Below are 18,431 nucleotides of genomic sequence, written 5' to 3' on the forward strand. Positions count from 1 at the left end.
TTAAAATTTCATTTTACCTTTGACGCTATCCGCGTTAATCCACAGTTGACATAGCTGGCGTATAGTCGATGGATACTCACACGTATACTCAACCAGCAAAGGATGATCGCTTATATGGGAGTTCACACGTACTTCAGGTCACTCAACGATCTTGAACGTATTATTCGTACACCTGGCAAATTCAAATTCGAAGAACACAGCGTATCCGCTCATTCCTGGAAAGTCGTACAGTACGCCAAAACACTTGCAGATATTGAGGAGCAACATGGTGTCACCATCGATTGGAAGAAGTTATACGAAATCACCAGCAGTCATGATTATGGCGAAATCTTCATCGGTGATATCAAAACACCAGTCAAACATTATTCACTGGAGCTGCGTTCGATGCTGCAAAAGGTGGAAGAAGGCATGGTTGAACATTTTATTAATGAAAATATTCCTGAAGAGTTCCAGCCTATTTTCCGCAGACAGCTGCGTGAAGGCAAAGACCAATCGGTCGAAGGACTGATTCTGGAAGTCGCAGACAAGATGGATCAGGTATACGAAGCCTTTGCCGAGCTCCAACGTGGCAATACGGAAAAAGAATTTATCGTCATGTACCGTTATGCTTTGGTCAAAATCAAAAATATCGACCTCCACTGTGTACAGTATTTTCTGGAACAGATTCTCCCCGACATGATCGATGAAGGTATTCGCTCCCCGTTTGATATTCGCAAAATAACCGAAGAAGCTTTGGCCCAGTAATCAGCTCAAGTCAACATGGTGGTGCTCATCATCCATGGACAGAGCTTTTTTTCGTTCCTGTAATTGCAGTCGATACTCACTAGGGTACACTCCTGTTTTGTTTTTGAAAATCCGGCTGAAATAGTGGGAATCACCATACCCCACCGCTCCGCCAATGGTCTTGATATCCATATTCTCGTGAGTAACGAGCATGCGCTTGGCTTCATTTATTCGCAGGCCTGTCATATATTTCAGTGGAGTCTCCCCTGTTACTTTCTTAAAGCACTTCCCCAGATAGTCCACACTAAAATGCATCTGTCCCGCCATGTCCTGGAGTGTAATCTCATGCATGTAATTCTGCTTCAAATACAGCTTAACGGCCTCTGCAATGTCCTCCGGCTTCACCTGCTCGTCCAGCACGGCACTGACATGGGCAAGCGAATCCACAGCGCTCCCAAGCTTCAATTCCATCGCATCCAGCAGTGTACGAAGCTGTTCTTCCGATAATGGTTTAAGCAGATAATCCTCCACCTTGTAACTGATCGCCTGTCGTGCATACTCGAATTCATGATAACCACTCAGAATGACAATCTTCACATGCGGGTAGGCAAAATACAGATATTTGGCCAATTCCAATCCATTCATCACTGGCATCTGAATATCGGTTACAACCAGATCAGGTACGGATTGTTCGATCAGTTGTAACGCTTCCTGACCGTTCCTCGCCTCACCGATCACCTCAAACCGGGTGCCCAGCTCTTTGAATTTGCGCGATACATTACGGCGAATCAAGGCCTCGTCCTCCACAATAATCGTCCTGTACTTGATCGTCATGGGTTCAGTCATGCTCCTTTCGAATGGAACCACCTAGTGTAATCTGGACACCTCCGGAAGGCTTGTTTGCAATATGCATGTGGGCTGCCGTGCCATACCATAATTTCAATCGGACCCAAATATTCTTGAGTCCCATTCCGTTAATTTCGAGATCGGGCATACGCTCCCACTCCTGTGATTGTTCGATGTAATGCAAGATCTTGGCAAGTGCCTCGGGTTCCATGCCAGGCCCGTTGTCTTCCACGTAGATCTGCCAAGTCTCCTGTACCGTATCCATTTCTCCAGTAATGTTCAGTCTCCATGGAGGGCTATCACCCAGTCCATATTTCATGGCATTTTCGAGTAGTGGTTGTACCATCAGCATCGGAACCTGGATATGTTGCATCTCATCCGGAATATGGAACGCGTAGTGCAGATCATCCTCGAACCGAATCTTCATACACTCCAGATAACGCTCGCAATAATCCAGTTCCTGAGACAGTGGAACCCCGTTCTTACCCGGAGTAGAAATATAACGGAGCATGGATGCAATATGACCACAAAACGCGACAATCTGCTCATTCATGCCTTCTTCCGCCATGATGCTAATATTCGTGATGTTGTTGTAGAGAAAATGCGGGTTCATCTGGGATTGTAACGCCAGTAATCTCGCTTCTGTCTCCTGAGATTTCATCGCCAGCCTGTCCTGAAAGGACTGCATAAGCTGTTGATTCAACCGGATAAACGTATCATTCAACTCATCCATCTCCCGGATGGAACCGGGATGATCCAACTTGAACAAATGCGCCGAAGCCTGACCTGATATCAGATCGTTCTCACCCGTCTTCTGAATAATGCGCTGTAAGCGATGGAGCGGCAAAGTGACCCGTTTGGAGATCAGATACGAGAGAACCAGAATCAGCATGAGAGTAGCTAACGTCGCACCGATAAACATCACAGCCATCCGGTTGAGACTCGCGAAAAGGGACTGCTTCGACTGCATGACAACAACGGTCCATCCCGTCTCCTGTGACGTCATGTACGTCATCATTTGCTTGGAATGATCGAGAGGATCGGTTACTTCTTGCATGGTATCAGGGGGAAATGTACGATGTTGAATCAAGTCCACATCATCGAAATGGCCTGCTTCGGAAGCATCGGCGTCCGACGAAAGCGGATATAACCGTGTATTTTGTTCATCCATCACATAGATGCGAAGCTCATCGTTACTCGCCTGCAAGTCATTCAAATGCTGGAACAGGGTTCCGGCATCCTGCAAAATCTCAACCACGCCCTGACTGACATAATTGCCATCTTTGTATACCCGGGTAAGCGAAATGTAGGGTTGATCTGATTTCCCCTCCCCTGTTGGCATGGGCAAAGCCCCTCCCTCTAACAGACGGATCACTCGCCAGCCACTCCGCTCCCACGTTTCCTTGTACCAAGGTCGCTGAGTCAGATCCACAGACAGTTGCCCGTTGAATGCACCTGCTCCCAGCATCTTGCCGTTCACATCATAGATATTGGCCTGCTTGGCTGTATTGGAGCTGCTGATAATTGCCAGAATGACATCAATCAGTGTGGTTGTATCCTTATACAATGCCGGATCACTCGTCAGTGTCTGCTCACTGTCCTCTGCTGGTGCCAAGTAGTGACTGAAGTGTTCTTTTACCAGATTGGAATAGACGATATTCATGGAGAAGTTGTTCATTTTCACCACTTCCTGATCCAGATTGCCGACAATCGATACCCCCAGTTGTTTCTGCTGTTCTTCACTTCGATGACGAATGTCATTTGCGAGAAAAACATACAGAAGCCCCGCCACAATCAGCGAAAAGATAATAAATACCGCAGAGTAATAGGCAAACAGACTTTGCTGAAGCGTTCCAAATCGATACCGCAATCCCCACGCACCTCGTCCTATGATGATATTGGTTACACCCAACGAAAATGTCCACCCAACAGAACGCTTTTGTCTATTGAGCGCATTCGTTCTTCGCAGTAAAGTTATCCACATAAGAATACGCTTACATTAAGCGTTTCGGCAAGTGACAATTTTCTTTATATTCCGGGAGGTTCAATGATGAGAAAACGATTTCTATTTTCGCTTGCAAGTGTGCTCTTGCTCTCCACCCTGCTGCTTGCCGGATGCAACTCAGGGAAAAGTGCTGAAGGTTCGGGTAAGGTGACACTCACGTTTGGAACAAGTCAATCCGGTATTCCGCGTACAGGCATCATGCAGACGATGGCCAAGGAATATGAGCAGGAGACGGGTGTCAAAATTGACTTTCAGGTCGTACCTGACGCACAGTGGCGTGACCTGATCAAGGTGAAGCTGGCCTCTGGCGAAGCACCTGACATTTTCAATGTCGATGTCGACCCTCTCAGCATGCCGGCCAACGTAAGACCGGAGGAAAATGCCATTGACCTGACCAATGAGGAATTCACAGGTCGGATGTCCGAAGAGATTTTGCCAACTGTCAGTCACAATGACAAGGTGTACGGGGTTTCTTTTGCACCAACGAAAATCTGGTATGTGTACTATAACAAACGTATCTTCGCAGAGCTTGGCATTGAGCCTCCTACATCCTATGCCGAATTCAAGGCAATCAGCCAGAAAATTAAGGATAAAGACATTATTCCGTTCTATCAAGCACCTGCCAGTGGGTGGTATCAGGTTCTGCCTTTGTTCGAGACGGGGCCTAACTATGAACAAACGACAGCTGGAACCTATGAGAAGCTGAACAATAATGAGATGAAAGTGGCAGATATGACACAGCTTAAGACGGTCATTGAACAGTTGAAAGAATTTGCGGATCTCGGTTATTTCGGCAAAGACTTCTTGTCCAATACGGTAGAAGCGGGAATTGAGGCGTTTGGTCAGGAGAAAGCGGCTATGCTGCTGCGGGTGCCAGGTACGGAAAAGGAAGTGTCCGAAGCGTATCCGGAAATGGAAGACAATATGGGATTCTTCGTCATGCCATGGGGTGACAATCAGACGATTGGCGTGAATCCGGGCGGATCGGCTGCGATGTTTGGCAACAAAAACAGTAAACATCCCGAAGAAGTGCTGAAATTCTTCCGCTGGATTACCGAGCACGATCATCTGCAACGTGTGTTCGATGAAGGTGAAGGTAACCTGACGATCTGCTGGCCGGAAATCGAACCGAAGCTGACACAGGATTATATTGATTATGAGAAAAATCATGAAAAAGGTACGGTCATGCAGGCCGCTGTGAAATATATTGATCCACAATGGATGGATATTGGCAAGGACTTGTCAGGCATGTTCGCTGGAGCCATGACACCGGATCAGATTCTGCAAAATATTGATAAACGTCGGGCTGAACAAGCCAAAGTGTTGAAGGATGAAGCGTGGCAATAATAGCGTATCTTTCAGATAAACATAAACGCTGAACAGCGTTACATGCAGCGGGCATTTGCCCGCTTGTGTATTTTGGCAGGAAGGAAAGGTGTTACGGATTATGAATGCGAACAAAATCTATCCCTGGTATTTCTCATCTGGAGCGATTGTGTTATATCTGCTGTTCATTGTCGCTCCCGCCCTGCTGGGCATCTATTACTCCTTCACTGACTGGAACAGCTATAGTTCGGAGAAGAACTTTATCGGTCTGGAGCATTTCCGCACTATTCTGGCGGGTGATCCGACCTATCTGCTTTTTATCAAAAATACAGTCCTGTTCACCCTGGTTACATCCATTGCCAAGACGGTTCTGGGCTTGTTCCTGGCTCTACTGTTGGTCAGCGGTGTAAAGGCCGCCAATCTGCATCGGATGATTATCTTCTCACCGCAGGTGCTGTCGTTTCTGATTGTTGGGCTTGTGTTCAAAAGTCTGCTCGACCCCAACAACGGGTTCGTTAACGTAACCCTACGTTCTATGGGACTGGACGTTCTCGCCCAGAATTGGCTGGGCTCCCTGACCTGGGCCATGCCATCCATCATGGCAGTGGATACGTGGAAAGGCATGGGGTATATCATGGTGCTGTTCATCGCCGGACTGCTCGCCATCCCCCGCGATTATTACGAGGCAGCATCCATTGACGGCGCCGGGTTCGGGCAAAAGCTGTTCCGAATCACGATTCCGATGCTGATGCCTACGATCACTATCGCCACGGTACTCAATATTACGTATGGACTGAGAGTATTCGATGCCGTATACGTGCTGACCAATGGTGGCCCCGGCAACGCGACGGATGTCATTAACACGGCGGTCTATTCCTCTTTTGCCAAAGGGTATTGGGGACTCGGGAGCGCACTATCCACCATCCTGTTTGTTATCATGGCGATCATCTCCTTCTTCATCATTCGTTTGATGAACCGAAAGGTGGAATACTGATATGCGATTGAGAAAAAGATTGGCTTCGATCGGGTTAAATGCACTCGCCTGGCTGCTTAGCCTGGTGGTCTTGATTCCTTTTGTGGTCATTGTACTGAATTCATTCAAGTCGGACGCCGAGGCCAAAGTGCTAAAACTGACGCTGCCCGAGAAGTTTATTTTCGAAAATTACAAAATCGTCTATGAACAGGGACATTTAGGCGGTTCCTTTTTCAACAGTCTGCTGCATTCCGGGGCTTCTTCCCTGCTACTGGTGTTTGTTGTGGCCTTCTCGGCCTTCACGTTATCACGCAACCATTCGAGGCTCAGCAAGTTTCTGTACTTCTTCCTGATTCTCGGTATCACACTGCCGCTCAACTACATTCCGCTGATGGAAGTGATGAAGTCCATGGGTATGATCAATTCACATGTCGGCATGATTCTGCTCTACACGGCCATGGGCATTCCGATCTCGCTGTTCATTACGTATGCATTCGTGTCTAACATCCCGAAGGAGCTGGATGAAGCCGCGATCATGGACGGATGTAATGGGATCAAGCTATTCCTGCGAATCATTGTGCCTTTGTTAACCTCGGTGCTGGTGACGGTATTTGTCCTGAATTTCCTGAGTGTCTGGAATGAATTCACTGCTCCACTCTATATGCTCAACACGGTGGAAATGTGGCCGATGACGCTGGCTGTATATAATTTCTTCGGACAATTCAGTGCCCAATGGAATCTGGTCAGCGCGGATATCGTGCTCACGTCCTTGCCTGTGTTAATTGTGTTCCTCATTGGGCAAAAGTATATTGTTGGGGGACTGACTTCAGGGGCTGTTAAGGGGTAAAAGATCTAGTTGACAACAACTCATTTTGTAACTATGATGGTTACAACGGTGGTGATCATCCATGAGACAAATCAGCAGTCGCTTTTCCATTGCGGTTCATACCCTGTCCCTGATCGCTGTTATGCCCAATGAATGCACCGGAGATGTTATCGCTCAGAGTGTGAATACGAATCCCGTGATTATCAGGCGGATTATGTCCAAGCTGAAACAGGCGGGTCTGATCGACGTCAGACCTGGTGTGGGCGGTGCTTCCTTGTTGAAAGATCCGGCGGACATTACCCTTCTCGATGTATATCGAGCGCTTGAGGTCGTGGAGGATGGGGAATTGTTTAACTTTCACAAACATCCGAACCCGAAATGTCCGGTGGGCAATATGATTGAACACACCTTACGTGCCGAACTCATTGAGGCTCAGACAGCCATGGAACAGCGCTTGAATCGTGTAACCATACAGCAGATGATGGATCAGATTCATGTCTCTGAATAAAAAAAGCTCATAGTGAGCTTTTTTTAACCCTTTCGTTGTAATCACACCTGTTATAACACTTTTGATTACATCCATATTCAAACAAAACACATATCCTAGGAGGAAAAGAAGATGAAAATTTTGGTTACTGGCGCAACAGGTCAATTGGGTTCACTGGTCGTAGAAGCATTGTTAAAAACGGATTCTGCCAAGGATTTGGCAGTCAATGTACGTAATCCGGAGAAAGCGGAAGCGCTTCGTGCTCAAGGCGTTGACGTGCGTCACGGTGATTTCGATCAACCGGAGACGTTGGAGAAAGCTTTTGCCGGTGTAGACCGTCTGTTGCTCATCTCCACCGATGGTGACAATGAAACGCGCATTCGCCAACATCAGACGGCCGTGGATGCTGCCAAAAAAGCAGGCGTGGGCTTCGTCGCTTATACAAGCGTTGTGAATGCAGAGAAAAACACCCTGTCCCTGGCTGAAGTACATCGCGCTACAGAACAGGCTATTCGTGAGTCTGGCATTCCTTATTCCCTCTTACGCAATAACTGGTACCTGGAAAATGAAGCAGGCAGCGTACAAGAAGCTACGCAAGGCGCACCTTGGGTGCATGCCACCAACGACAGCCAAGTAGGCTGGGCTACACGCAGTGATTACGCTCATGCTGCCGCAGCTGTACTTGCAGGTGAAGGACATGAAAATACTGTGTATGAATTGTCTGGCAAACTTCGCACGCAAGCTGAGCTGGCTGCCATTGTTGGTGAAGTGCTTGGACAGGAAATCAACGTGCAGAACGTGGACGATGCGGCTTATGCTGACATCATGAAAGGTGCAGGTCTACCGGACTTTGTCGTATCCATGCTCGTTGATATGCAAAGTGCCATCCGTGAAGGCGCACTGGCTGTAGAAAGTAATACATTGGAAACATTACTTGGCCGTCCGGCTCAGCCACTAAGCGAAGGTATCAAAGCAATTGTAGGCAAGTAAGTTTTCGATATGAGAAAGGGACACACCAACGAATGTTGGATGTGTCCCTTTTTGGTGTAGCTAACGATCAATACAACGATATAAAAGTTGAACAGATGACTGTACACTCAACCCATTCATTTGCGACTGCCATTCGATGTAGGTGTTTGTAATTTCCACGACAGTTCATCGCTCATTGCTCATAGGTCAAGCCTCAAGAATATAACGTGCAGGAATATGATCGGCCAGCCAGATATTTTCATTTCCATGATAAAAGAGGATTCCATCTAGGGCCGCTTGAGCAGCATTGATTCTCAAAATGACCGGCTGATCATCCCGTCTTCGTCCCACCTGATTGGCCGTATCGATATCTGCGGACAGATGTACATATTGCCTTTGCCGTGGCTGTAAGCCATGTTCCATAATGGAATTCACTACCCGTGCCGGGGTACCATGGTACAGGATTTCCGGTGGCTCGGCAGGTGACTTGGATATCTTGTGCGGAGTCGAATGTCCATACAATGCCCGGATGCGGCCTGAAGAGATCTCATGTCTCTTTTTCTCCGAGGCTTGAATCATCTGCTCCAGATCAGCTTCCGTGACTTCCTTCCACTGCGGACTTTCATGCAAAGCCACCAGCAATTGCGAAATTCCCACCCAACCCTCTTCGTCCAGCTCCAGCTCATACTCCCACGGGGCATGTCGCAGAGCGTATGAGAGTTCCTTGCTTAATTTCATCAGATCCAATGCGATCACTCCCCAAATCTAATAAAACTCGTCTATTGCTGCGATTGAACCGCTGTTAAAATCTCCTGAATGTTGCGGGCCAGCCCTTCATCATCTTCCTGATTGAATTGATGGTGTCCATCGATCCCGCGATGAATAATGGTGTTCATCACCGGATGAACTTCCCGGTCGGAAGCCACCCGAATTAGGTCATCGGCAAAATCGACCGCCTGCTGTTCACTGTAGTTAAACGGTTTAATCAGCATCCGGATACTCAGTGCATGCGCCTGCGGCTCCGCCAGCCGATCCCGATGCGTGATGCCATACACCGCACCAAAACCAAAAGCAGCCATCACCTGACGCTCCAGTTCTGTCGTCTGTTCCAAAGGCGTGCCAATCAGCTCACACATTTTGTCCACCATCTGCTCCAGCTCGTTTGCCGCCGCAGCCAGAATTACGTCATTAATATCGTCAGCGTTGATAAATTCAGTCATATTGGTTTTCTCCATTTCTGCACCGTATTTGATCCATTCTCTCAGACTCTATGAGAACATTGTATCGGAGATAGGGTGTTCGTTTCAAATTCATTTGTGGATAAACAATCAATGATTCAGCTTACTATGCAGATTGAACTAAAGAATATTTAACCTTGCCACTTCGATGACAGAACAAGCTTCTGATTGCTGTTATCCCCAGATTTTTTGATTCACTTTTACAAAGGTGAAAATCTCTATTTATGGTTATTGCAGTTTGGAAGATGTTCATATGCGTCATTGTTAATCCCGGCGTGGTTCATCGTTTGGCGCAGCTCCGAAACAAACTCCATAAAATAGACTTCAGGACTGCGGCTTCCGGCATAATACTGCAGGTCATAATCGTAATTAAACCTCGAATACACATCATGCAGATCGTCAACCAGCACCTTTTTCATATCCGCTCTCGTAATAGCCGGGTCCATACTGCACTCGTTGACCAGGGTCTGTAATGTCTCTTTGAGCGCCTGCTGATCGTAGGACGGGTTAGACAACAGATGCTGCAAATCGTACAGATCTTTGAACCGGGGCCTAACTATCGTCTGATGCAGTTTCCATGCAATTTGAATGGAGAGTGGTACGGTGTGAGGAACGACAAAAGCTTCTCCAACTAGGGGTTGGTACGATAGAGCAACAGACTTCTCGTCCAAGTCGAGGTTAAAGGATATATCCAGATGCAGTTCATCCTCATCTTTATACTCATTTTCGACCCTTGGTTCACTATCAATATAAAAAGCAAGCTCCGTGTTCACCGTTGGAAAATCATCCGCCATGGCGTAGTCTATTCTGCGCCAGAAGGCATTCTTACTGAAGCTTCGGAATACGATACCGTCATTCAGGTCCATCTCCTTTACTCGGATCATCCAGTCTGTAAATATTTCATTGGCTTGGTCCTCAGTCTCAATTCGACCTGTATACAGAAAGTCGATGTCGTCCACATAACGAACGTTGGGATTCTCCAAATACTGTCTTGTCAGTAAGCTTCCTTTTAATACAAATGGACTGTTCACCAGAGAGGCACGCTTCAATAGAGCTTCCAACACAACAATGAATCTCTCATCCTCATTCAAGGTATGTAATTGTACACTTTTTCCGGACATCGTTCTCCTCCTCCATTCATCGTACTCAACATCCAATTAGATCCATCCACGATCCAGTTCTTCTCTGCTATCGTAGATGCACAGTTCATATTGCTGTTTTAACAATTCGATCTTGTTCATTTGCAGGATGTCATGTATTTCTTCCACTCTACGATAAAAATGTTCTGCACTTTCATATTCCCGGACAGTTACAAATCTCACCTTCCCATCCGCATTCAGCGAGTTCCGTGAGATATGTCCGCCTGAGTCGGCGCATAACTGCTTCAACGTGCCCACATCATTAACATAAACTTTACCGTGCCATTCAAAATAAGGCTTGGACAGTGCCAGCATCGGCTGATCAAAACACGTCTCTTCCTTAGCCGGAACTTCCACCTTCGTCCGAACAACTGTGAATCCGTTATCCCGTAACTTCGCGGTAACCTCTTCAATAACATTCTTCACTTCTTCATAATCTGCGCTATGTACAATGCCTGTGATCATCGGTTGATTAATATATTCACCTTGGTCCAAAACGATCAGCACGGGCTTCACGTTCTGTTCATTGCAGATGTTAATAAAGGTTTCCTTCTCATTCTGCTTCAGATCTCGTATGGTTACATGATATTCAAATTCCATTGGGTCACTTCCTTATTGGTTTTTCTCACGTTCATTAGATAGGTATACCATCAATTATCTCGCTTATTGCTATGACTAGAGTGAACTTACTCATAGCATATCAAAAAATTCTGATAAGTTTTTGGCCACTATTTGTGTTAGAGGAGAAAACTCTTCCGACTCTTCATGGAACCCAATAACTACATTAGGCTCTGCAGTTTCTCTATAATCCAAACAAATAAAATCTCCCGAAAAAAGTGATGCGATAGGAATTACATTCATCCCCACTAAATTTTCATTATCAGTTAACCTGTCACCGATTTGTGTAATAATAAATTCAACATCATACCATCCATTAATTAGGATCAAACTCACTGTCACTCAATATACATAGAAACTTTTCTACTATGTATTCTTGCTGATTCATACTAAACATATTTGTGATTGGTACAGCTCCGTTATGTTCCTTAATAAAGTTCCTATAAGATTCAGGAAATGAAACTCCTAAACCTCGCTCAACTGCATCTAATAAATCATCGCTTAATAATGGAACGACAATCGTATTAACATCCATTCTCATATGCTTCACTTCCTATTCTGATGTTTTAACATACACCCACTACATTCTCTATTTTTCGTGTTCCTTTGATTTTGAGCATGAAAAAGCTCATTCCTACTGATAACTAAAGTGAGAAAAAGCTTTTGAAAAGCTTATCCAGATGTTTGAATAGCCTAGTCTTGGATTTGTTGATATATTTTACGATCTTGTATTAGTATTGTAAGTGTTTAAAATTCGAGCAAATCCATAAATTAATCAGCACTTCCATTGTCAAGCGCATCCAAGGTTTCATCACTTATATCAAGTGGTTTCCTGTTAACTAGATTTGCAAGCGAAAGAAAATCACTAGCGCCAGCTACATTTAAATAACCTTCCCTTAAAAAGAAATAGCCACCTCTTTCATATAGCTTTACTGCTGGCTCAAACAAATCTTTATTATCAATAGCAATTTGATTTCCTTCATCAATGAGTGCGTTTAACTCTAAATAACTGGTAACAATTTCTCTAACATAACTATTGTCAATCTCCTTTAGTATCTGTAATTCATCAACACTTACTTGTGACTTAGTTATCGAATTTGAAATGATAATAAAAGGATACCTACAAGGACCAGGATAATATTGAAAAAATATTGATGCTCTTCTTAAGTATTCTTTACTCAAATGAACATGTGATCTTGCTTCCTTGTTTCCAATACAACTCCAATCTATTAAGGAAATACGTTTAATTGCCTGATTAAAATTTTCCATCAATCATTTCTCTCCATCTTTTGTATTTTATTGTCCAAGAACTTTTTTCGAATAGTATTCATATGCTCATGGGAATTCAAATGAAGGTTTGATCAGAAGCTACTTTGCATTTTTTTACTTCCTCAATCGTTATTTGATTTGCTTACTCCAATTAAATTTGTGATTCATCTTTTTTATACTTATGATTGATTTAATGTGATACATTTGCAAGTAAATTTGATAAACGGTAAGAAAATGAAAAAAACAAAAACAGGTCAATTACAGTGGGATCTAACCCTAATCAACCTGTTTAATGTAACTAAAAAGTAGCTTTCAAGATATAAAATTAGAGCATTTAACTTGCTTATAATCTGGAATGGAGAAATCTTCTGACATTTATTACATGAGCTAAATCATATGGAGTCAATAATCTGACTCATTTGACAGTAAAATTTTAAAGCTCATACTCCTACTCATTATAATGGACGGGTTTTATATTGGATTATCGGGATACTCTTCTAGATACCTATCTATTAGTTGTCTGCTTTTTTCATCCTCTGGTATATTACCCAAATATTTAAATTCCCAAATAAGTAGCTTGCCATCAAAGCTATAATTCGTATCAGTATAATCATAATGAATCTTGAATTCCCCATTCCTATCAATAGATAATGTGAAGGAATACCAAGGTTCTTGTTCATTATCTATAAAATTCTTTCTTAGTTCTTCACTCAGTTCAAATAGAACTCTGCCTTTGATTTTATATTGACTTTTATAATCATGATAATAAAGAGGGATTTCTAAACTATATTTAAAATTTTCCACATCCTCAGGTGTGTTATATAAAAAGTATGTCCCGCCACCTGTTTCAGTAATTTGTGCATAGTAATAAAATTTTTCCCATTTCTCTGGAATCATTTCATTAACTGTTTCAGCTATTTGATTCTATATTTAATTCATCTCTTTTTCCATGCTCAACGAAATCAACCTCCTGCTTGATTTTGGATAATTGAAACTACCCCATTCCGATGTCTTGGCCTCATCTATTCCGTTCCTACCAACTTGAAACAGATCGGAAATATCCTTACCCAGATTGTTGTTTATTGCGATTTTTTTTCGCAACTTCCTATCCAAAGTCACCCTTATCATGATCATAATATTTTGTATTATCGATTTTTCGCTCAGACCCTTCTACACTGGATAAATCAAATTTATTACTTATATCATCTGGAGTATCAAGTTGATTGGCCAGCTTGCTCAGTTGTCTTGACTGATCATCTGCTTATTTAAAAGCTGTGAGAAAACGAAGATAACAAAAAACAGGTCAATCATGGTAGTATCTTACACATAGAGTAGGCCCCTTTGATTGCAACTCATAGCTATTCTATTAATTCTTATTTACGATATTCCTACGTCTGGGAAACAAATAAACTATCCAGAAGGTCAGTGAAACTTTCTGTGATCAGTCTGATATGTTCTTCCTCTAGAGGAAGTTTCTTTTCAATATAATTGTCATAATCCATATCGAAATGATATACACTCCCTTTATTAGGTCCTTCTACTACAATACAAACTAAATTATTCCTCGGTGTCTCACCTATTGGATAATAAATTCTCGATAAAATATTTGCTTCTGTGTACAGACGATACTTTTGTTCTGAATTATTATTTAAATTATTAGACAAAGGAAAAAACATCAAAATAGAAGACTCTATTTCACCTTCTTTTTGGTCATCATTTGTAGTAAATCTCCTTCTAGTACCAGTTTTTCCACCATTCTTTACCATTAAAAATTTCTTATAATCATCAGGGAAAATCATATTATACTTCTTCTCGACTATCTCAATCTCCTGAAGACTTACAGGAGGATATGAACTTTTAATAATATTTTCATCTATATCCATACTTATCTACCCACCTATTAAGAAAGTCAATAAAATTCATCGCTGGCCTCATGTAATGTTTCTAAGAGCTCAGAAAAACTGTTACAAACCTCAGTAATGGAGTCCTCACCAAATTCTTCATTGTTAAGAAATACAACTGAAGGTGAATTTTCACTTTTTCGGTAATCAAAGCAAAGCTGATTGCCAAAAGGATCTGTTCCAAATGGAAATATCCCTTTTGGCATGAAATCACTTATAAATTCATAAACTACAACAATATTAGGCTCACTTGTAAAGCTTAGTAAATGGTCAAAAACTCCCTCTCCTCCATCATCATAGGAAAATATATTTGGTACAGGATGCCCACCATTATAGTTTTTAACACATTCTCTATAGTCATCAGGAAATTGTATACCATATTTTTTTTCAACCTTATTAATTATATCTTCACTAATATCTCCAACCGTACGTTTCCAAATTATCCCCATTTTTTTTATTCTCCAATTAGCTTTTATATACCTCCTATAGATGCACCTTATAGAAAATAATCCCTACTTTTAAACATTTATATCGGTCTCCATTTTTTATTTTCATTCCATTGGTCCCATAAAATGATTGATTATATATATATGCTCAATAAATTTAACTTTTTTTAAATTTTCAACTTTCTCTGCTCCACCTAATCCTAAAAGAGGAACATAGCCAAAACATTCATCGTAAGCAGGCTCTCCATATTTTTCAAACGCTTCAAGATAGGGAGACCAGTCAAGAGCTTTATTCAAAAAGTATTCATCACTTATGTCTCCAAAAAAGTACTTAAAATTTTTCCCTATAACATTAACTTCATGCTTTCTGAAGTTAAGCGCCATTAAGTATCCATCTTCCCAAATCAATATATCTCCCATTGCTGTTGTAAATAGAGGAATTGCTAAATTTGCTCGACTATATGTATACTGTAGTAATTCTATATACTGATCAGGATTAATAATTTTCAGATATCCATTGGAAAGACTACCCTGTCCATATTCCTTCCATACTTCAATTAGTTGAATAGGTATTACAGATTGGTACTTCTCAATGACGTTTGTAGGCATGTCCTCTTTAAAAACAAAATTTGAAATGTTCACCGTGTGTCCCCCCCACTTTACTCCAGTAACTTAATATTTAAATAGGTTGTCTTTCTTTCTTTCTTCTTCTGTCATATTCTTAGCAATTTCTCTAATCTGTCTATCCAAATCTTTTATCCTGTTCTTCAATTGAGATCCAAGAGAAGAATTGATTCTTATATCTCCTAGACCGCCTATATTGTCAGGATATCCACCCGCAATTTGATCTGGATTATGAAGGGCAGCTTTCCCCTTGATCCATTCATTTGCTTTCTTTTCAGCCTCTTCAAATGAGAATCCTTCATTACGTAGTTCATGTATTTTATCTTGTAAAGCTTTCTTACGAGCAAGTTTTTGAGCGGCATCCCCCTCTAAAGCTCTACCATCTCTTAGATATCTATCTCTATTTTTCAAAAACTCATCTACTGTTAATTGATTTATCCCTTCTTCTTGATCTTTCAATTGTCTTTTAAACTCAGCACTATCATGTTTAGGATTTCTTTTAAAGATTATTTTAATTTCAGGAATTCTTGATATAACAACTTGATTACGAGTAACATTTCCGCTCTCTTTTGATGAGTTAGATTGATCAGTTTTTTCTGTAGGCTCTAGTTTACTTTTATCTGATCCAGACGCTTCTTCCTTATTGTTTGGTTTATAATTATTCTTCGACGTGTCTAAGTCCTTATCCTTCCCTTGCTGCTCCGTCGATTCATTCGGCTTCGTTTTGGTTTCTTTTCCCTTTTTGCGTTTATCCTTTTTCTTCGATGAATCTTGTTTCACTGATTATGATTGTTGGGAATCTGATTATCTTTCTTGTTAGCGCTAGATGAGCTTGTTCCTTCACCCTCGCTAGACTTTTTCCCTGTACCTGTATTTGATCCTGAAGTGTCCGGTTCTCCGGATGTTTGGGTCTTCTTACTGGTATCCGGAGTTGGATCCTCTATCTTTCCACTACTTGATGATCCTGTTCCTTCACCATCGCCAGGTTTCTTCCCTGTACCTGAACTTGAACCCGTACTATCCGTTTCACCCGATGATTTGAACTTCTTACTACTATTCGGTGTCTGATCCGTTTTCTTGCCACTGCTTGGTGAGTTTGTGCCTTCACCGTCGCCAGACTTCTTCCCTGTACCTGGACTCGATGCAGTAGCATCCGTTTCACCTGACGATTCCGACTTCTTACTGCTGCTCGGGGTCTGATTCGGTTTCTTGCCATTGCTGGAGGAACTTGTTCCTGCCCCGTCGCTTGACTTATTCCCAGCGTTCGAGCTTGTTTTCCCTCCGGAACCCACTTCCCCGGCATTCCCCGACTCTTTGGGCTTGTTTCTTCCCAAGTTGCCCCAAGGCTGAAACCGGATGACCTGGCTCTCTTTATAATAATCACTGAAGGCTTTAACAATCACATCTTTTGACTTTTTCACAAATGTCTTTGTTTTGCTTGTAGCCGGTTTGTCTGTCGTCGTTGTTCCTTTAGAAGCAGCACTCGGAGAACCCGTTGTACCTGGGTGGTCTGAGGGTTCGGGTACACCTGAAGAACCCTTTTTCGTGCTTACTCTGCCCGTAAATCCATTGAACTCCCCGTCTAACCCTTTCATAGTCATCTCGTGTTGCTCGAATTCACCCATCAGGGTAGATAATTCTTCTTTACTCATGGGAGCCATAATTCGCCGGGCAAGATACTTTTTTTGTTCGAATGTAAGATTCTGTTTCTGCCAGTAATTATAGTCACCAAGCTCCTCAGCAGTGATGTCTATTCTTCCGATATCTCGAGCAATACCATTATGATAAGGGCCGAAGAAAAGTTCATATTCAATGTCATTCTGCTGCACCTTCCCATAATGCACCAGCGCTTCCTTCAACTCTTGGTCAATCTGTAGAAGCTAATTCTTCAAAAAATATAAAAGGAGATAACCAATTCTAACTCCAGATTAAAAAAGTTAATTACAAAGAAACTACCTCTCCTCAATCCCGATTTTCTATTATCATTTATTCAAAAAAGGATTCATTCCACCTAAAAAAATTGGAATGAATCCTCTAATCAATCATTAGTCTCTTTTTAGCAACAATCAGTTACATCACAGAATTTCTTCTTGTTGGACTATAATTAACATATCCTTTTTCAAACATTTTATCAGCTACAATATATATATCATCTTCTTTTTTTGCTATCTCCAGTTCCTCTGCCGTTACACCTAGTAATAAATTTATTCTACCGTACCCAGAAGAAACAGGTATAATTTCAGGTAAATCTATGGGTGGAGTAATTATGAAGCCACTTAAGTCTGTATTTGGAAGCCTACCTTCGCGATATTCTATAAATTGGCCAGGATAAATATGATTTTTTGTTTCTTCAATATATTTAGTCCAACTAACCAATTCATCTCTTAAAACACTTTCGTTAGGCTTTGCTGTTATCATCAATTCATACCCATATCCAGAAGTTTTTCCATTTTCAAACTCAATAAGGGATGGGGTATTATTCTCAGGATTAGTTAGCCCCGATGTGATGTATACATCCAGTCCATCAAAAGCATTTTCATATTTAAGGATTAACAAATCACTCTGCTCACTTCTCCACACGATCCTAGGTTCTATGCAATCAAACATCGACCAATATATTATTTCAATTCGATCTGACAATGGGAATTCTAAAGGTGGAATGAAAATTCTTTTTAGAATGTTTTCAACTTGAGGATAAATAAAATGCCCCTTATTTATTGTGATTTTTATATTCGATAAGGGAATTTCAGATGAAGCAAGATTTAATAACTCCTCTTCATCTAATTCTATCCACACATCCGGATTTGCTTCATCACGGGAATATAAAGTATTAATATCGACAATACCTATACTAGATAATCCTAGCAAATCTACTAATGGAGATTTTTGTTTTCCAGCAAATAATACAAGTTCACATTCTCTCGGAAAGCAGAAACCTATTGATTAAACACATTTACATAAAAATTCAAAATATGGAGATCGTTCTATCACCAATTCTAGTACTTGTTTTCTATATTTTCCACTTTGAACAAAACCTCCGT

22 protein-coding genes are annotated in these 18,431 nt (G+C 42.0%); 6 read left to right on the plus strand and 16 right to left on the minus strand.

The window, feature by feature from the left end; all coding sequences use genetic code 11:
- The first annotated feature begins 114 nt into the window (after window positions 1-114).
- Window positions 115-744: a YfbR-like 5'-deoxynucleotidase gene (locus NYE45_RS21230; protein WP_340013857.1), complete on the plus strand. Its 630-nt coding sequence runs from the start codon at window positions 115-117 to the stop codon at window positions 742-744.
- Here the strand turns inward: NYE45_RS21230 and NYE45_RS21235 are convergent, their stop codons facing one another.
- Together NYE45_RS21235 and NYE45_RS21240 are read right to left on the minus strand one after the other, a co-directional pair.
- A complete protein-coding gene (locus tag NYE45_RS21235; protein ID WP_340013858.1) occupies window positions 745-1,569 on the minus strand; it encodes a response regulator in 825 nt (274 codons plus the stop codon).
- A complete protein-coding gene (locus tag NYE45_RS21240; protein WP_340013859.1) occupies window positions 1,562-3,481 on the minus strand; it encodes a histidine kinase in 1,920 nt (639 codons plus the stop codon). The genes NYE45_RS21235 and NYE45_RS21240 overlap by 8 nt, the downstream gene beginning before the upstream one ends.
- 138 nt (window positions 3,482-3,619) lie before the next feature.
- On the opposite strand from NYE45_RS21240, the gene NYE45_RS21245 reads away from it, so the two are divergent.
- The 5 genes from NYE45_RS21245 (at window position 3,620) to NYE45_RS21265 (ending at window position 8,176) form a co-directional block, all read left to right on the plus strand.
- Window positions 3,620-4,921 (plus strand): ABC transporter substrate-binding protein, encoded by a 1,302-nt coding sequence (locus NYE45_RS21245; protein ID WP_340013860.1) that lies wholly within the window; start codon window positions 3,620-3,622, stop codon window positions 4,919-4,921.
- 100 nt (window positions 4,922-5,021) lie between these two features.
- Window positions 5,022-5,894 carry a sugar ABC transporter permease gene (locus NYE45_RS21250; RefSeq protein WP_017687164.1) on the plus strand — a complete coding sequence of 291 codons (873 nt, stop codon included), beginning with the start codon at window positions 5,022-5,024 and terminating at the stop codon, window positions 5,892-5,894.
- A 1-nt stretch (window position 5,895) separates the two neighbouring features.
- Window positions 5,896-6,720, plus strand: coding sequence for a carbohydrate ABC transporter permease (locus NYE45_RS21255; RefSeq protein ID WP_036668529.1), 825 nt, complete (start codon window positions 5,896-5,898; stop codon window positions 6,718-6,720).
- A gap of 61 nt (window positions 6,721-6,781) precedes the next feature.
- Window positions 6,782-7,207, plus strand: coding sequence for an Rrf2 family transcriptional regulator (locus NYE45_RS21260; protein ID WP_036668516.1), 426 nt, complete (start codon window positions 6,782-6,784; stop codon window positions 7,205-7,207).
- Between the two features lie 111 nt (window positions 7,208-7,318).
- Window positions 7,319-8,176: an SDR family oxidoreductase gene (locus NYE45_RS21265; RefSeq protein ID WP_340013861.1), complete on the plus strand. Its 858-nt coding sequence runs from the start codon at window positions 7,319-7,321 to the stop codon at window positions 8,174-8,176.
- Between the two features lie 186 nt (window positions 8,177-8,362).
- Here NYE45_RS21265 and NYE45_RS21270 read toward each other — a convergent pair whose 3' ends face one another.
- The 14 genes from NYE45_RS21270 to NYE45_RS21335 all read right to left on the minus strand — a co-directional run bounded on the left by NYE45_RS21270 (window position 8,363) and on the right by NYE45_RS21335 (window position 18,258).
- A complete protein-coding gene (locus tag NYE45_RS21270; protein WP_340013862.1) occupies window positions 8,363-8,902 on the minus strand; it encodes an RNA 2'-phosphotransferase in 540 nt (179 codons plus the stop codon).
- Window positions 8,903-8,934: 32 nt separating this feature from the next.
- Window positions 8,935-9,375 (minus strand): Imm48 family immunity protein, encoded by a 441-nt coding sequence (imm48, locus tag NYE45_RS21275; RefSeq protein WP_145150941.1) that lies wholly within the window; start codon window positions 9,373-9,375, stop codon window positions 8,935-8,937.
- Window positions 9,376-9,611: 236 nt separating this feature from the next.
- Window positions 9,612-10,514: a nucleotidyl transferase AbiEii/AbiGii toxin family protein gene (locus NYE45_RS21280; RefSeq protein WP_340013863.1), complete on the minus strand. Its 903-nt coding sequence runs from the start codon at window positions 10,512-10,514 to the stop codon at window positions 9,612-9,614.
- A 36-nt stretch (window positions 10,515-10,550) separates the two neighbouring features.
- A complete protein-coding gene (locus tag NYE45_RS21285) occupies window positions 10,551-11,132 on the minus strand; it encodes a hypothetical protein (RefSeq protein ID WP_340013864.1) in 582 nt (193 codons plus the stop codon).
- 90 nt (window positions 11,133-11,222) lie between these two features.
- Window positions 11,223-11,486 carry an SMI1/KNR4 family protein gene (locus NYE45_RS21290; protein ID WP_340013865.1) on the minus strand — a complete coding sequence of 88 codons (264 nt, stop codon included), beginning with the start codon at window positions 11,484-11,486 and terminating at the stop codon, window positions 11,223-11,225.
- Window positions 11,467-11,691: an SMI1/KNR4 family protein gene (locus NYE45_RS21295; protein WP_340013867.1), complete on the minus strand. Its 225-nt coding sequence runs from the start codon at window positions 11,689-11,691 to the stop codon at window positions 11,467-11,469. The genes NYE45_RS21290 and NYE45_RS21295 overlap by 20 nt, the downstream gene beginning before the upstream one ends.
- A gap of 230 nt (window positions 11,692-11,921) precedes the next feature.
- Window positions 11,922-12,419, minus strand: coding sequence for a hypothetical protein (locus tag NYE45_RS21300; protein ID WP_340013868.1), 498 nt, complete (start codon window positions 12,417-12,419; stop codon window positions 11,922-11,924).
- A 471-nt stretch (window positions 12,420-12,890) separates the two neighbouring features.
- Entirely contained in the window at window positions 12,891-13,337 is a 447-nt protein-coding gene (locus tag NYE45_RS21305; protein ID WP_340017417.1) for an immunity protein YezG family protein, read from the minus strand.
- Window positions 13,338-13,807: 470 nt separating this feature from the next.
- A complete protein-coding gene (locus NYE45_RS21310) occupies window positions 13,808-14,302 on the minus strand; it encodes an SMI1/KNR4 family protein (RefSeq protein WP_340013869.1) in 495 nt (164 codons plus the stop codon).
- A gap of 26 nt (window positions 14,303-14,328) precedes the next feature.
- Window positions 14,329-14,769 (minus strand): SMI1/KNR4 family protein, encoded by a 441-nt coding sequence (locus NYE45_RS21315; protein WP_340013870.1) that lies wholly within the window; start codon window positions 14,767-14,769, stop codon window positions 14,329-14,331.
- A 102-nt stretch (window positions 14,770-14,871) separates the two neighbouring features.
- Window positions 14,872-15,408: a T6SS immunity protein Tdi1 domain-containing protein gene (locus NYE45_RS21320; protein WP_340013871.1), complete on the minus strand. Its 537-nt coding sequence runs from the start codon at window positions 15,406-15,408 to the stop codon at window positions 14,872-14,874.
- A 30-nt stretch (window positions 15,409-15,438) separates the two neighbouring features.
- Complete coding sequence (locus NYE45_RS21325; RefSeq protein ID WP_340013872.1) at window positions 15,439-16,170, minus strand: polymorphic toxin type 15 domain-containing protein; 732 nt, start codon at window positions 16,168-16,170, stop codon at window positions 15,439-15,441.
- Window positions 16,167-17,249 carry a hypothetical protein gene (locus tag NYE45_RS21330; protein WP_340013873.1) on the minus strand — a complete coding sequence of 361 codons (1,083 nt, stop codon included), beginning with the start codon at window positions 17,247-17,249 and terminating at the stop codon, window positions 16,167-16,169. Before NYE45_RS21330 ends, NYE45_RS21325 begins: the two co-directional genes overlap by 4 nt.
- A 211-nt stretch (window positions 17,250-17,460) precedes the next feature.
- Window positions 17,461-18,258 (minus strand): suppressor of fused domain protein, encoded by a 798-nt coding sequence (locus tag NYE45_RS21335; protein ID WP_340013874.1) that lies wholly within the window; start codon window positions 18,256-18,258, stop codon window positions 17,461-17,463.
- Window positions 18,259-18,431: the final 173 nt, after the last annotated feature.

The organism is Paenibacillus sp. FSL K6-1318, assembly GCF_037976905.1.
Lineage (GTDB): Bacteria > Bacillota > Bacilli > Paenibacillales > Paenibacillaceae > Paenibacillus > Paenibacillus amylolyticus_A.